Source organism: Acidovorax sacchari (genome assembly GCF_042847045.1).
In the GTDB taxonomy this organism is placed as follows: Bacteria; Pseudomonadota; Gammaproteobacteria; order Burkholderiales; family Burkholderiaceae_C; genus Paracidovorax; species Paracidovorax sacchari.
The window spans coordinates 121,908-136,597 of record NZ_AP035783.1; the positions used below are offsets into that span (position 1 = coordinate 121,908).

Consider the following 14,690-nt stretch of genomic DNA (forward strand, 5'->3'; position numbering starts at 1 on the left):
ATCTTGTGGATGCGAAGGGGGGAAAGCGCCGAGCATATCCAGATGCACCGAAACCCGCATGCCTCCTGCCATGCGGGTCGGGTCGGGGAATGTCAATCCTGGAGTTCTCGTGGTAGTTGCGCAATCACAGAACGTCAGCAGGACGCTGGAGGCAGGGCGTCAGGATTTGGCGCCTGCCTCGAATTCGGTACGGGACAGGGCACCGTCGTGGTTGGTGTCCAGTTCCTTGAAATGCTGGCTGATGGCGGGCAGGCGGGCGGCCTCCTGGGCGCTCAGCTTTCCGTCCTTGTCGCTGTCTGCACGGTCGAACGAGGCGCCGGCGGACGTGGAGGGAGAGGTGCCCCCGAAGGTGGCGCGGTTGCTGCCCGCAGCGGAGAGTCCCTGGGCGCCCATGGAGGGGGCGCCGGAATGCGATGGCGTGGAATGCGTTCCCGCCGAGGACGTGGTGGAGGAGGTCTGTGCATGCGCCGCGGCGCTTCCCACGGCGATGGCCGCAAAGAGCATCACGCTGCGGGCATCGAAGGTGAGGGTGGGTCGTCGTTGCTGCGTAGCTGGCATGGATGTCAGGCTCCGTAGAAGTTGAACAGGCCTTCATTGCACCGCAGCACGCGGGGCCGCGCCAGCGCTTTTGCCCGCTGTTGCCCGAGTACACATTCGCGCCCGGGATGTAACGGAAAATGGCGCCTCTTCTCCCCAATCCCTCCGGAAGGCTCCCATGGGCAACCGATTGACACAGATTGCCACGCGCACGGGCGACGACGGGCGCACCGGCCTGGGCGACAACTCCCGCGTCTCCAAGCACAGCGCCCGGCCGCACGCCATGGGCGACGTGGACGAGCTCAACTCCCACATCGGCCTGCTGCTCTGCGAGCCGCTGCCGGAGGACGTGCGCACGCTGCTGGGCGACGTACAGCACCAGCTTTTCGACCTGGGCGGCGAGCTGTCCATCCCGGGATTCGAGCTGCTCAAGGAGGGCGCGCTCGCGCAGCTGGATGCGGCCCTGGCGCGCTACAACGCCACGCTGCCGCGCCTGCAGGAGTTCATTCTGCCCGCCGGCACGCGCGCCGCGGCGCAGGCGCATGTCTGCCGCACGGTGGCCCGGCGCGCGGAGCGCGCCGTGGTGGCCCTGGGCGAAGCCGAGGGCCTGCGGCCCGCGCCCCGGCAATACCTGAACCGCCTGTCCGACCTGTTCTTCGTGCTCGCCCGCGTGCTCAACCGCATGGAGGGAGGGGACGACGTGTACTGGCGCAGCGACCGCATGGCACGCGCTGCCGAGCAGGACGAAGGTTCCGCCGCCGGATAGCCCGCAGCGCTCCGCAGATGGGCCTGTTCTCCTACGGCCGGTGGGAGAACCCATGCATTACTTTCCTTTGGCAACACAAGGAAAGCAGGACCTCGATGGAGTGCGTTGAAAAGGCGGGCAGCCCGCAGCCCGGCAGTACTGAGAAAGCGGCAGGCCTGCATCCCGCGGGGAGGCAGCGATGATCGGCATCGTCGTCCCGGTCCACGACGAGGAGGAATGCCTGGACGGGTGCCTGCGCGCCTTGCACGTGGCCGCCGCCCATCCCCGGCTGCGTGGCGAGGGCGTGGAGATCGTGGTCGCGCTCGATGCCTGTTCCGACCGCTCGGCCGATATCGCGAGGCGCCACCGCGTGACGGCGCTGGCGCTGGAGCGCCGCAACGTGGGCGCGGCCCGTGCGGCGGGGGCCCGCGCAGCCCTGGCCGCTGGCGCCCGATGGCTGGGCTTCACCGATGCCGACAGCACCGTGGCTCCCGACTGGATCGCCAGCCAGCTGGCACTGGCGAGCGACGTCGTCTGCGGCACCGTCGAAGTGCGCGACTGGGACGGATATTCCGGTGATGTGCAGCAGCGTTACCTGGCCGCCTATTCCGATGCGCCGGGACACCGGCACATCCATGGCGCCAACCTCGGCGTGGCGTCGGGCGCCTATGTGCAGGCCGGGGGCTTTCCCGAGCTGTGCACGGGCGAGGACGTGGCCCTGGTGCGCGCGCTCGAGGCGTCGGGCGCGTCCATCGCGTGGACCGACCAGCCGCGCGTGGTGACCAGTGCGCGCCGCCGCTGGCGCGCGCCGGACGGCTTCGGCGCCTATCTGGCAGGCCTCGCGGGCCTGGCGGGGCCGGCGACCATGGCGTCGGCCGCTGCAGGAGGCGTGGCATGAGCATGCGCGATCCCGGCCACGGCGCGGCGCTGTTGCCTGCGCTGCGATCCGTGCTGGCAGGCCTCGGCGCGGACGCCGGACCGGCGGACGGCCTGCGGACATTGGTGGATGCAGGCTGCACGGACCTTCCGCCACCCGGTAGGGGCGCGACGGCGGACCGCTGGCGTGCGCTGGGCGAGGTGGCCGCGCATGACCTCTCGCTCGTCAAGCTCTACGAAGGCCACACCGACGCGCTCGCCATCCTGCGCGAACTGGGCGCCCCGGCAGGCATCGCGGACAGCACTCCCGCATCGGCATGGGGCACCTGGGCGGCGGAAGCGCCCGGCGCACGCGCGACCGTGCATGCCGGCCCGGACGGGACGGTGCTCCTGCGCGGCCGCAAGGCCTGGTGCTCGGGCGCGCAGCATGCGAGCCACGGATTGCTGACCGCCTGGCATCCGGACGGCCAGGGGCCGCAGCTCATGGCGGTGGACATGCGCCAGCCGGGCGTATCGTTCTCGGGCGACCACTGGCATGCGGTGGGCATGGCCGCCAGCGCCAGCGTCGATGTGCTGTTCGACGGCGTTCCGGCCGTGCCCGTGGGTGCGCCAGGCGACTACCTGCGGCGGCCCGGGTTCTGGCATGGGGGTGCCGGCGTGGCCGCGTGCTGGCATGGCGGCGCGGTGGCACTGGCGTGCGTCCTGCACGCGGCCGTGGCGCAGGCTCCCGAGGTGCAGCGCACGGCCTTCCGGCTCGCAGCCCTGGGGCGGGTGGACCGGACGTTGACGGGATCGGCTGCGCTGTTGCGCGAGGCGGCCGGCTGGATCGACGCGCATCCACGCGACGACGCGCGGCTGCCAGCCCTGCGGGTGCGCCAGGCGGCCGAGGCGAGCGCGCGGGCCGTGCTCGACGAAGTGGGCCGGGCCCTGGGGGCCACGCCCTGGTGCCGCGATGCCGGATTCGCGCGCAGGGCGGCGGACCTGCCGGTCTTCATCCGCCAGAGCCATGCGGAACGAGACGATGCCGCCATGGGCGAATGCCTGGCGCAATCGCAGGAGGTGTCATGGTCGATCTGACGGCAGACCGCGCGGCAGAGCGGCAGATCGATATCGGCCGTCCGCGCTGCACATCCCTGGCCTGGCAGGAGCATCTGTCCCGCCGCAATGGCGTCCGCATGCCCGTGTCCGCCATGGTCGGCGCCGCCCAGCGCCTCGTGGTGCTGGCGCCGCATCCCGACGATGAACTGCTGGCCTGCGGCATGCTGATGCATGCCCATGCCCGCCGGGGTGGCGACGTTCTGATCATCGGAGTGACCGACGGCGAGGCCAGCCACCGGGATGTACCGGGCTGGTCGGCGCCGGACACCGCCGCCATGCGCCGCCGGGAGCGCGTGGAAGGCCTGGATGCGCTGGGCGCCGGCACGGCCGACCTGCTGCTGCTCGGCCTGCCGGACGGAGCGCTCCAGGAGCGCGTCGATGACCTGCAGCAGGCGCTGGGCACGCTGCTGCGCCCGGACGATGCCGTGGTGACCACGTGGCGGCTCGACGGGCACCCGGACCACGAGGCTTGCGGCCTGGCCGCTGCCGGTGCGGCGCGCAGGGCTGGCGCCCTGCTGTGGGAGGCGCCCGTGTGGATGTGGCACTGGGCGGACCCGGAGCACCCGACGGTGCCCTGGCACCGCCTGTGCGCCTTCCAGCCCCCGGCAGGGGCCGCGGCGGCCAAGCAGGCGGCCCTCTCGCGCCACCGGTCGCAGCTTGCGGAGCGCGGGCACGGCCTGGCGCCCGTGCTGGACGGCGCGATCCTGGAGCGCGCCCGCTGGCCGCTCGAATATTTCCTTCTTCCAGGGGCATGACCATGCCTCCGGAAGCCCTCCCTTGCGCGGACGGCGGCGCGGACGCGGCGCAGCATTTCGAGGCGATGTACGCCGGTAGCGACGATCCGTGGCGCTTCGACGGCAGTTGGTACGAAGCCCGCAAGCGCCGCATGCTGCTGGCGGCGCTGCCCCACGAGCACTATGCCCGCGCCTTCGAACCCGGCTGTGCCACCGGGCTGCTCACGGCCGAGCTGGCCCCGCGCTGCGGCCGGCTGCTCGCCACCGACGGCGCCGGGCGGGCGCTGTCGGTCGCCGGCCAGCGCCTGCGGTCGCACCCCCACGTCTCGCTGCGGCGCATGTGGGTACCGGATGAATGGCCCGAAGGGGCCTTCGACCTGATCGTGCTCAGCGAGTTCGTGTACTACCTGGCCCCCGCCGCGATCGACCGCCTGGCGCAGCGCGTGCGCGCCTCGCTCGCGCCCGACGGCGTGGTGGCGGCATGCCACTGGCGCAGGCCGATCGAGGGTTGCGCCCTCGGCGGCGATGCGGCGCATGCACGGCTGGAGAATGCGATGGCATTGCACCGCGTGGTGGACACGGTGGACGCGGATTTCCGCCTGGGGGTCTGGGGGACCGCTACGGAGTCTGTCGCCTGCCGCGAAGGCAGGACGGATTGATCAGCGCGGCGCGAGGATCGCCATGGTGAGGCGCGAGACGCAGGTGAGGTCGCCGGCCTCGTTGGCCATGTCGATCTGCCACACGTGCGTGGTGCGGCCGATGTGGATGGGCCGCGCGGTGCCGGTCACCCAGCCCTCGGTGGCGGCGCGCAGGTGGTTGGCGTTGATGTCCAGTCCCACCGCGCGGCAGCCCTCGGGCGAGGCGTAGAACGCGCCCACGGAGCCCAGCGTCTCGGCCAGCACCACGCTCACGCCGCCGTGCAGCAGGCCGAAGGGCTGCCTGGTGCGCTCGTCCACCGGCACGCGGGCGCGCAGGAAATCGTCGCCGATCTCGGTGAACTCGATGCCCAGGTGGGTCACCGCGTTCGGCGTGGCCGGGTGGTTCAGGCTGTGCAGGTCGATGGGCTGCTTCCAGATCGGCATGGGCGATGTCTCCTTCAGGTGCGATCCGGTGATTATGGGAGGCGCCGGCTTTTCCTGCAGGCCCGCCCGGGACAGCGCGCCCCGGGCCCGCCGGACCGCCCGCGGCACTTCAGGCGCGCATGGTGCCGGTGCGCAGGTACCGCTCGTGCCAGGACAGCGCCTCGCCCAGCAGGTGCGGCGTATGCAGGCCGCAGCCGCTCGCGCGGGCGCGGGCCACGTAGTCGCGCAGGGCGGGGCGGAAGTCGGGATGCGCGCAGCGTTCGATCACCACCTCCGAGCGCTGCGAGGGCGAGAGGCCGCGCAGGTCCGCCAGGCCCTGCTCGGTGACGAGGATTTGCACGTCGTGCTCGGTGTGGTCCACGTGCGAGGCCATGGGCACGATGCACGAGATGCTGCCGCCCTTGGCGAGCGAGGGCGTCATGAAGATCGAAAGGTAGGCATTGCGCGCGTAGTCGCCCGAGCCGCCGATGCCGTTCATGATCGACGAGCCCATCACGTGCGTGGAGTTCACGTTGCCGTAGATGTCGGCCTCGATCATGCCGTTCATCGAGATGAGGCCCAGCCGGCGGATCAGCTCGGGGTGGTTGCTGATCTCCTGCGGGCGCAGCACGATGCGTTCGCGGTAGAAGCCGATGTTGCGGGTGAATTCCTCGGTGGCTGCGGGGCTGAGCGACAGGGCGGTGGCCGAGGCGCTGTCCAGCGTGCCGGAGCGCAGCATGTCCAGCATGCCGTCCTGCAGCACCTCAGTGTAGGCCGTGAGGTGCTGGAAGGGACCGGCGTCCAGCCCCGCCAGCACGGCGTTGGCGATGTTGCCCACGCCCGACTGCAGCGGCAGCAGCGTGGGCGGCAGCCGTCCGTGCCGCACTTCGTGCTCCAGGAACTCGATGATGTGGCCCGCGATGCGCCGGGAGGTGTCGTCGGGCGGGTTGAAGACGGAGTTGCGGTCCGGCGAATGGGTGGGCACCACGGCCACCACCTTGGCCGGGTCGCAGCGGAGGTAGGGCTCCCCGATGCGGTCGCCGGGCTTGACCAGCGGGATCGGCACGCGGTTGGGCGGCAGGTCGGTGCCGTAGTAGATGTCGTGCATGCCGTCCAGCCCTTCGGGCTGCCAGGCATTCACCTCCAGGATGATCTTGTCGGCCTGATCGAGCCAGGTCTTGTTGTTGCCCACGGAGGACGACGGGATCAGCCGCCCGTCGGGCAGCACGCCGGCCACCTCGATCACGGCCACGTCGAGCCGGCCCCAGAAGCCGAACCACACGTACGGCGCCACGTGGGAGAGGTGGGCGTCCACGTACTGCATCTTGCCCGCGTTGATCTGAGCGCGGCAGGTCGGGTCGGACTGGTAGGGCATGCGCATGTTCACGCCGCCCACCTTGGCGAGCGCGCCGTCGAGCTCCGGCGCGGTGGAGGCGCCTGTCCACAGGCCGATGCTGAAGGGTTCGCCCGCGGCGTGCAGCGTCTCGATGCGGGTGGCGAGCGCGGGAGGGATCGCCTTGGGGTAGCCGGCGCCGGTGAAGCCGCTCATGCCGACGCGCGCGCCGTTCGGGATGAGGGCGGCGGCCTGCTCGGCCGTCATGAGCTTGTCCCGCAGGACGGGGCATTGGATGCGGGAAGTATCGAAGGAAGGCATGGAAGAGCCGGGCGCAAGGCCGCGTGGAAAGCCGGGAGGAGGCGGATGCAAAAATCTTAGCGCCCTGGCACGGCCGAGCTGCAGGCTGGGCGGTCCGGGACGCCGCAGCGTGACGCGGCCGACATTGCGTGCGCGACGGCAGGCGTGCAGCACGGGGCGGCGCGAGGCCACGGGCCGGCTGTGTGGACGGACCGGGCCGTGCCGTAACATGCACCGCGATGCCCGCGCCCAGCCTCTGCCCCTCCTGCCGCCAGCCCGCCGAGAACCACCGCTTCGCCGCGCGCGACGGTGGGGATCTGCACATCGACCTGTGCTTCGCCTGCCAGGGCCTGTGGTTCGATCCACGGGAAAACACGCGGCTCGCGCCGGGCGCGGTGCTGGAACTGTTCGAACTGCTGCACCGGCACCGCGGGGACGCGCACCGCCCGCTTGCCGAGCGCATGCAGTGCCCGCGCTGCACGAAGGCGCTGGAGCCGGGATTCGACCTGGGCCAGGGCGGACGCTACCGCACCTACCGCTGCGCTGCGCGCCACGGCCGGTTCAGCACCTTCGGCTCCTTCATGGTGGAGAAGGGCTTCGTGCGCCACCTCTCGCCGCTGGAAATCGATGCGCTGGCCGAGCGCGTGGGCACCATCGCGTGCACGGCCTGCGGCGGCGCGGTGGATATCCGCAACGACCATGCCTGCCCGTACTGCCGCTCCGCCCTGTCGCTGCTCGACCCGCAGGCGGTGGACAAGGCGCTGGAGCGCCACGCACGCGCTGCGCAGGTGGCGGCCGAGCCCGCACGGCCCGAGGCCCTGGCCGACGCGCTCATCGCCATGGAGCGCGACCGCGAGCGGGAGCGGAGGGAGCGCCAGCGGGAGGCGTTCACCTCCACAACCTCCGAGCGCTTCGACCTGCTTTCTGCCGGGGTGGAACTGGTCTGGTCGCTGCTGAAGCGCTGAGCGGCTGCAGGCCCGGATCAGCGGCCCCGGCGCAGGTTCAGCAGCGCGTAGAGCCCGATCGCGCCGAAGGTGGCGGTGCCGATGCCGCCGAGCGCGAAGTCGCCGAACTTGAGCGTGAAGTCGCCCGTGCCGATGATGAGCGTGATGGCGGCCACGATCAGGTTCCTGTTGTCCGAGAAGTCCACGCGGTTGTCCACCCAGATCTTGGCGCCCGCCACGGCGATGAGGCCGAACACCACGATCGAGACGCCACCCATCACCGGCAGCGGAATTGCCTGGATCAGTGCGCCGAACTTCGGCGAAAAGCCCAGCACCAGGGCGATCAGGCCGGCCACGAGGAACACGGCGGTGGAGTAGATCTTGGTGGCGGCCATCACGCCGATGTTCTCGGCATACGTGGTCACGCCCGTGCCGCCCACCGCGCCGCTCGCCATGGTGGCGATGCCGTCCCCGATGAAGGCGCGGCCCATGTAGCGGTCGAGGTTGCGGCCGGTCATGGCCGTGACGGCCTTCACGTGGCCGAGGTTCTCGGCCACCAGGATCACGGCCACGGGCGCGATCAGCAGCATGGCCGGCGCGCTGAAGGCGGGCGCGGCGAAGCGCGGCAGGCCCAGCCAGGGCGCGGCCAGGACGCCGGAGAGGTCCATCGGCTTGCCCAGCCCCAGGCCGTTGGTGAGCAGCGCGTACAGCACGCTGGCGGCGATCAGGCCCACGAGGATCAGCAGCCGCTGCAGCATGCCGCGCGTGAGCACGGCGACCAGGCCCACGCAGACGAAGGTGGCGGCCTGCATCCAGCTCTCGAAATTGTTGGCCGCCATGTTCTTGATGGGCACCTGCGCGAGGTTGAGCCCGATCACCGCCACCACCGCGCCCGTCACCACGGGCGGCATGCAGCGTTCGATCCAGCCCGTGCCCACGGCCTGCACGACCGCGCCGATCACGGTGTAGAGCAGGCCGCAGGCAATGATGCCGCCCAGCGCCACGGCCATGTTGGCGTTCGGGCCCGGGCCCGCATAGCCCGTGGCGGCGATCACCACGCCGATGAAGGCGAAGCTCGAACCCAGGTAGCTCGGCACGCGGCCGCCCGTCACGAGGAAGAAGATCAGCGTGCCCAGGCCGCTCATCAGGATGGCCACGTTGGGATCGAAGCCCATGAGGATGGGCGCGAGCACGGTGGCGCCGAACATGGCGATCACGTGCTGCACGCCCATGGCGGCGGTATGCCCCCAGGGCAGGCGCTCGTCGGGGGCGACCACGGCGCCCTCGGCGGGCGAGGCCAGCCGCCAGCGGGTGAAATAGGAAGAAGAGGGGGTGGACACGGCGATGGGCTCCTTGGACGTTGGGGCTGGCGTTCTGGGTGTTCCGGGCGGGCAGGGCGTGGCCGCGCCCGCGCGGTGGTCGGGAAAGGGTGGTGCCGGGAAGCGTCGCGAGTGTAGGCGCTGGCGACGCCCGCCCACGCGGGAGTAGGAATGGGACGACCCGTGCAGTGCAATGGCTGCGGTAAGGTGGCCTGTCCTCTGGATCGCGCAGCGTGCCCACGTCCCCCTCTTCCATTCCGCCCGCCGGCCCGGCCGACGCGCCCGTGCCCGCCTCCCGGGCCGAACCGGGCGGCGGTCGGCGCCCTGGTGCCCGCCCTCCCTGGGGCCGGGTCCTGCGTTGGACGCTGGGCGGCGTGGCCGTCGCGGGCGCCCTCGTGCTGGTGGCGGGCGCCGCGCTGTGGTGGTGGCTGCCGTCCGACGAGGAACTTGCCCGGCGCGCGGGCGACGGTGCCGGCGACTGGCTGGGCGTGCCCGTCGTGGTGGACCGCCTCGAATGGCATCTGCTGCCCGCGCCCCGGGTGGTGCTGCACGGCGTGCACACCGAGCAGGAGGCCCCCGTCTCGGCGGACCGCATCGTGGCCGACGCGCGCTGGTCCGACCTGCTGCGCCTGCGCCTGGCCCTCGCACGGCTGCAGCTGGAGGGCGCGGCCATCCCGCAGCTGTCGCTCTCGCAGTTCAAGGTGCGCGACGCGGGGGAGGACGGTCCGGCCGGCTTCGGGCCCTTCACGCTCGCCGAGGTGCCGGTGGAGCGCGCCGAATGGCAGGGCGTGCGCTGGATCGGGCGGCAGGGGCGCGACCTGGCCTACGGCGGCTCCGTGGATTTCGGGGCCGCATGGCGCCCCGTGCGCGGACTGCTGGAGCGCGAGGGCGCTTCGCCGCCCGCGCGCATGGCCATCGAGCGCGAAGGCGGCGAGGACCGCTGGCGCGCCGACGTGACGGCCGGCGGGCGCACCGAGCGCGGTGAACTGCGGCTGCAGGAGTTCGGCGAGCGCTACCGGGTGACCGGCTCGCTCGATTTCTCCGGGGTGGACGTGGTGGGGGTCATGAACGCCTTCGAGCGCCGATCCATCGTGTCGGGCAGGGCAAGCGGGCATACCGACCTGATCGCCGAGGGCGACGACCCGGCCGCGGCGATGCGGGCGCTCCAGACGCGCACGTCCTTCACGGTGGCCCGGGCGAAGCTGCTGACCTTCGACCTGGAGGCCGCCATCCGCAGCGCCGGCAGCGACAAGGGCGGCACGACCCAGCTCGACAGCCTGGCGGGCATCGTGCGCACCGAGGCCGACTCCGGCGGCACCATCGTGCGCTACAGCGACCTGAAGGCGACCTCCGGGGCGCTTACCGCCACCGGCGACGCCGTCATCCAGAACCAGCGCGTGAGCGGCCACGTGGCCGTGGACCTGGTGGATGGCATCGTGGGCGTGCCGCTCGAATTCGGCGGCACGGTGAAAGACCCCACGCTGGCCCTGCCGCCAGCCGCGCTGGCCGGCGCCGCGGTGGGCACGGTGGTCGCGCCCGGCGTGGGCACGGCCCTGGGCGCGCGCATCGGCGAAACCGTGCGGCGCATCTTCGGTGGCGAAGACAGGCAGGAGCCGCCGGCACCACGCCGCCTGCCTCCGGTGCGGCGGGACCCGGACTGAAAAAGAACAGGGCGCCCGAAGGCGCCCCGTGATCGCTGGCCGGCTCCCGGGGAGCTCAGAACGTGGTCCAGTCGTCGTCGGCGTTGCTGTGCGCGGCCGGCTTCGCGGCGGGCTTGGGTGCGGCTGCCGGCAGGGCCGGTGCCCTGGATGCCTTGGGTGCCGCGGGCGCCTTGGCGGCGCGCGGCGCCGGTTGCGCGGGCCTGGACGGGGCCGGGGGCGTGCTGCCCAGTTGCGCGGCCGGTGCCTTGCCACCGCCCAGGGCCGTGGAGGCCGCAGCGGAGGGGCGTGCTGCCGGGCGTGCAGGAATGGCGTGGGGCGTGGCGGCAGCGGTGTGGACAGGAGCCGGCGCAGGCGCTGCGCGCTCGGCCATGCCGGAAAGGCGGAATACGCCCACCGCCTCGGTCAGGCGGACAGCCTGCTGCTGCAGGCTGCCGGCCGCTGCAGCGGATTCCTCGACCAGCGCGGCGTTCTGCTGCGTGGCCTGGTCGAGCTGGGAAACGGCCGCGTTCACCTGGCCGATGCCCTCGCTCTGCTCGCGCGTGGCGGCGTCGATCTCGGCGATCAGGTCGCTCACGCGCTGCACCTGCTGCACGATGTCGGACATGGTGGCGCCGGCCTCGTCCACCAGGCGCGTGCCCGTGCCGACCTTCTCCACGCTCTGGCCGATGAGGTTCTTGATCTCCTTGGCGGCCTCGGCGCTGCGGCCCGCGAGCGCGCGCACCTCGCCGGCCACCACCGCGAATCCGCGGCCCTGCTCGCCCGCGCGGGCGGCTTCCACGGCCGCGTTCAGCGCCAGGATGTTGGTCTGGAAGGCGATGCCGTCGATCACGCCGATGATGTCGGCGATCTTGTTGGAGCTGCCCGAGATGTCCTGCATGGTCGCGACCACCTGGCCCATGACATCGCCGCCCCGGCTCGCGGCCTGGCTGGCGGTGGATGCGAGCTGGCTGGCCGTGCGCGCCGTGTCCGCATTCTGGCGGATGGTCGCGCTCATTTCCTCCATGGAGGCCGCGGTCTGCTGCAGGCTGGACGCCTGCGACTCCGTGCGCTGGGAGAGATCGGAGTTGCCGCTGGCGATCTGCGAGGAGCCGGTGGCGATGGAGTCGCTCGCCTGCCGGATCTGGTGCACCACGCGCGTGAGGTTGCCGTTCATGGTCTGCAGGGAGCGCAGCAGCAGCGCGGCCTCGTCGCGGCCGGTGTCGTCCATCGTGCGGGTGAGGTCGCCTTCGGCCACGGCCTGGGCCATGCCTACGGCCTGCGACATGGGGACCGTGATGGAGCGGGTGATCAGCATGGCGCCGGCCACGCCCACCAGCACGGCGATCCCGGCCACCACCCCGAGGATGGTGGCGGACTGCAGGAAGGTGGCATGGGCGTGCGCGCTGGCCTGCTGCATTTCGCCTTCGTACTGCTTCACGAGCTGGGCCAGTTGCCCGAGCAGCTCGCCCTGGATCTTGTAGCGCGGGCCGAACAGCAGCTTCTGGCCTTCGATGTTCTGGTTGGCGAGCCCGAGCCTGGTCACGTCGGCCGTGAACGCGAGGTATTCCTTGCTCGTGGCTTCGGTGGCATCGATCAGGCTGCGCGTTGCGGGCGACGTCTCCATCTGGCGCAGCCGGGCGATCGTATCGGCGAACTCGGCGATGTTCTTGTCGATGACGGCCTTGTTGCTGGCCATCTGCGCCGCATCCTCCAGGATGATGATGTTGCGGGCGGCGCGGGCGATGTCCAGCACCAGGTAGCTCATGCGCTGGCTGGCGTTCGCCTTGGCGTAGTACTCGGAGGTGAGCTGCTGCGACGTGTGGTCGAGCGTGGACATGCGGGCGATGCCCATTCCGGTGACGATGGCCAGCAGCAGGAGCAGCAGGCCGAAGCCCAGCGCGAGCCGGGACCCCAGCGAGAGACGGCGAAGGAATTGCATGTGAACTTTCTGAGCGGGAGCGGTGACTCGGGGCCGTTGGAACCGGCGCAGACACGCCATTCTGGCGCGGAGCCAAGACAGACTGACAGTATGTGACAAAAAGAAACAGACTGCTTGGCGGCCGCGCATTGCGCCTGCAGCCTGGACCGGCAATGCGCGCAGGTGTTGCGCGCGCGCAAAACGAACAGGGTCCCCGGCCGGCCTGTCAGGCGCGCGCCTCGAGCGCGCGCTCGATCCTGCGCCGGTTCACCGTGGTTTTCGGTACATGGAAAGGAAACCATGCCCGCACGTCCTCTTCCAGCCCGATCCCGTGCATGTAGTTGTAGATGGCCTTCTTGAGGCCTGCGCCCAGGGCGTCGTGGTCCACGCCGGTCGGGTCGATGAACGCCACGTCGTTCTTCGCGAAGCCGCCGGGCGGCAGTGGCGCCAGGGTGACCCCGTATTCCGCCGGGTTCTGCCCCACGGGCGAATGCACGGTGCAGGCGAAGCGGTGGAAGAAGCCGCTCTGGATGCAGCCGTTGGCGAACAGCTGGCGCACGTATTCCAGCGCATCCACCGTGTCCTGCACGGTCTGGGTGGGAAAACCGTACATCAGGTAGGCATGCACCAGGATGCCTGCATCGCTGAAGGCGCGCGTCACGCGGGCCACCTGGTCCACCGATACGCCCTTCTTCATCAGCGCCAGCAGCCGGTCCGACGCCACTTCCAGCCCGCCCGATATGGCGATGCAGCCCGAATCGGCGAGCAGCTCGGCCAGCTCGGGCGTGAAGGTCTTCTCGAAGCGCACGTTGCCCCACCAGCTGATGCCTGCATTGCGCTCGATCAGTTCGGTGGCCAGCGCCTTGAGTGCCTTCGGCGGCGCGGCCTCATCGACGAAATGGAAGCCCGTCTGGCCGGTCTCTGCGACGATGGCCTCGATGCGGTCGGCCAGCACCTGGGCGCTGGCGCCCTCGTAGCGGCCGATGTAGTCCAGGCCCACGTCGCAGAAGCTGCACTTCTTCCAGTAGCAGCCGTGCGCCACCGTGAGCTTGTTCCAGCGCCCGTCGCTCCAGAGCCGGTGCATGGGGTTGAGCATGTCCAGCAGCGACAGGTAGCGGTCCAGCGGCAGGCCGTCCCAGGTGGGCGTGCCGACCTCGGCGAAGGCGACGTCGGCTTCCATCATGTTCACGTACTGCACCGTGCCGTCCTCCGGGCGCACGAAGGTACGCACCAGGCGCTGCCTGCCGCGGCGACCCTCCAGGTGTTCCAGCAGCGCCAGCAGCGGGCGTTCTCCGGCATCGAGCGTGACGTAGTCGAAGAAGTCGAACACGCGCGGGTCCGACAGCTCGCGCAGCTCGGTGTTCACGAAACCCCCTCCCAGCACCGTGGCGATGTGCGGGTGCCGCGCCTTGATGGCCTGGGCGATGCGGAACGCCGCATAGACCGAGCCGGGAAAGGGCACCGAGAGCAGCACCACGGTGGGCTGGTGGCGCTCGACGGCTTCGTGCGTGAGTTGCGCGAGCAGTTCGTCCACCAGCGTGGGCGGGGCGGCCAGGGCATCGGCCAGCGGATCGAAGGTGGGCTGGCTGCCGGCGAGCGATTCGGCATAGCGCACGAACTCGAAGCGCTCGTCCACCGCATCGCGCAGCACGTCGGCCAGGTCGTTCAGGTAGAGCGTGGCCAGGTGCTTGGCCTTGTCCTGCAGGCCCAGGGCGCCGAAGGCCCAGCCCAGCGGATCGCCGCCTTCGTCATCGACATAGACATCGAGCGAGGCGAAGCGCGGCCCTTCGGGCAGGTAGTGGCGCCCGGCGATGCGGTGCGCCAGCGTGCTGTCGCGTCCCTGCAGGAAGGCGATGGCCGGGCCGATGGTGGCCAGATACCGGTCCTGCCGGGCCGCGAAGGACTGCACGGCGGGGCTGCGCCGCTTCGGGGGAATCGCCTGCACCCGCTCTGCCACGTCCTTCAGTCCTTCGGGCGAGAGCAGGCGCAGCACCAGGGCCAGCGCCAGGTCTTCCTGGAAGGCCGCGACGCCGCGCGAGCGCAAAAAGCCCGTGAGGTAGGCGGTGGAGGGGTAGGGCGTGTTGAGCTGCGTCATCGGCGGGATGACGGCCAGCACGCGGCAGGCGGAATCGGGCATGGACAACGTGGGGCAGGAAGACGCCGATTATCCCGGCGGGCCGCACGG

General features: G+C 71.2%; 13 protein-coding genes. 7 read left to right on the top strand and 6 right to left on the bottom strand.

Annotation, left to right across the window (positions count from 1 at the left end):
* Window positions 1–159: 159 nt before the first annotated feature.
* On the bottom strand, window positions 160–558 hold the full coding sequence (locus ACGHC0_RS00570) for an EF-hand domain-containing protein (RefSeq protein WP_107131863.1): 399 nt from the start codon (window positions 556–558) through the stop codon (window positions 160–162).
* 157 nt (window positions 559–715) lie between these two features.
* On the opposite strand from ACGHC0_RS00570, the gene ACGHC0_RS00575 reads away from it, so the two are divergent.
* The 5 genes from ACGHC0_RS00575 to ACGHC0_RS00595 all read left to right on the top strand — a co-directional run bounded on the left by ACGHC0_RS00575 (window position 716) and on the right by ACGHC0_RS00595 (window position 4,649).
* Entirely contained in the window at window positions 716–1,303 is a 588-nt protein-coding gene (locus ACGHC0_RS00575) for a cob(I)yrinic acid a,c-diamide adenosyltransferase (RefSeq protein WP_415267131.1), read from the top strand.
* A gap of 178 nt (window positions 1,304–1,481) precedes the next feature.
* Window positions 1,482–2,180: a glycosyltransferase gene (locus ACGHC0_RS00580; protein ID WP_415267132.1), complete on the top strand. Its 699-nt coding sequence runs from the start codon at window positions 1,482–1,484 to the stop codon at window positions 2,178–2,180.
* The gene (locus ACGHC0_RS00585; RefSeq protein ID WP_415267133.1) at window positions 2,177–3,235 is read left to right on the top strand and encodes an acyl-CoA dehydrogenase family protein; all 1,059 of its coding nucleotides are present in this window, start codon (window positions 2,177–2,179) and stop codon (window positions 3,233–3,235) included. The genes ACGHC0_RS00580 and ACGHC0_RS00585 overlap by 4 nt, the downstream gene beginning before the upstream one ends.
* On the top strand, window positions 3,223–4,011 hold the full coding sequence (locus tag ACGHC0_RS00590; protein ID WP_368353543.1) for a PIG-L deacetylase family protein: 789 nt from the start codon (window positions 3,223–3,225) through the stop codon (window positions 4,009–4,011). Before ACGHC0_RS00585 ends, ACGHC0_RS00590 begins: the two co-directional genes overlap by 13 nt.
* Complete coding sequence (locus ACGHC0_RS00595) at window positions 4,008–4,649, top strand: class I SAM-dependent DNA methyltransferase (RefSeq protein WP_368353544.1); 642 nt, start codon at window positions 4,008–4,010, stop codon at window positions 4,647–4,649. The genes ACGHC0_RS00590 and ACGHC0_RS00595 overlap by 4 nt, the downstream gene beginning before the upstream one ends.
* On the opposite strand, the gene ACGHC0_RS00600 is transcribed toward ACGHC0_RS00595, so the two are convergent.
* Together ACGHC0_RS00600 and ACGHC0_RS00605 are read right to left on the bottom strand one after the other, a co-directional pair.
* Window positions 4,650–5,072 (bottom strand): hotdog fold thioesterase, encoded by a 423-nt coding sequence (locus tag ACGHC0_RS00600; RefSeq protein ID WP_107130739.1) that lies wholly within the window; start codon window positions 5,070–5,072, stop codon window positions 4,650–4,652.
* 109 nt (window positions 5,073–5,181) lie between these two features.
* Window positions 5,182–6,705, bottom strand: a complete 1,524-nt coding sequence (locus ACGHC0_RS00605) for an acetyl-CoA hydrolase/transferase family protein (RefSeq protein ID WP_415267134.1) — start codon at window positions 6,703–6,705, stop codon at window positions 5,182–5,184.
* A 218-nt stretch (window positions 6,706–6,923) separates the two neighbouring features.
* On the opposite strand from ACGHC0_RS00605, the gene ACGHC0_RS00610 reads away from it, so the two are divergent.
* Window positions 6,924–7,649, top strand: a complete 726-nt coding sequence (locus tag ACGHC0_RS00610; RefSeq protein ID WP_415267135.1) for a zf-TFIIB domain-containing protein — start codon at window positions 6,924–6,926, stop codon at window positions 7,647–7,649.
* Between the two features lie 17 nt (window positions 7,650–7,666).
* Here ACGHC0_RS00610 and ACGHC0_RS00615 read toward each other — a convergent pair whose 3' ends face one another.
* Window positions 7,667–8,968 carry a solute carrier family 23 protein gene (locus ACGHC0_RS00615; protein ID WP_415267136.1) on the bottom strand — a complete coding sequence of 434 codons (1,302 nt, stop codon included), beginning with the start codon at window positions 8,966–8,968 and terminating at the stop codon, window positions 7,667–7,669.
* A gap of 212 nt (window positions 8,969–9,180) precedes the next feature.
* On the opposite strand from ACGHC0_RS00615, the gene ACGHC0_RS00620 reads away from it, so the two are divergent.
* Window positions 9,181–10,608: a hypothetical protein gene (locus ACGHC0_RS00620; protein WP_415267137.1), complete on the top strand. Its 1,428-nt coding sequence runs from the start codon at window positions 9,181–9,183 to the stop codon at window positions 10,606–10,608.
* A 55-nt stretch (window positions 10,609–10,663) separates the two neighbouring features.
* On the opposite strand, the gene ACGHC0_RS00625 is transcribed toward ACGHC0_RS00620, so the two are convergent.
* Both ACGHC0_RS00625 and ACGHC0_RS00630 read right to left on the bottom strand, forming a co-directional pair.
* Entirely contained in the window at window positions 10,664–12,526 is a 1,863-nt protein-coding gene (locus ACGHC0_RS00625) for a methyl-accepting chemotaxis protein (protein WP_415267138.1), read from the bottom strand.
* Window positions 12,527–12,731: 205 nt separating this feature from the next.
* Window positions 12,732–14,642 (bottom strand): B12-binding domain-containing radical SAM protein, encoded by a 1,911-nt coding sequence (locus tag ACGHC0_RS00630; protein WP_368353550.1) that lies wholly within the window; start codon window positions 14,640–14,642, stop codon window positions 12,732–12,734.
* Window positions 14,643–14,690 lie beyond the last annotated feature (48 nt).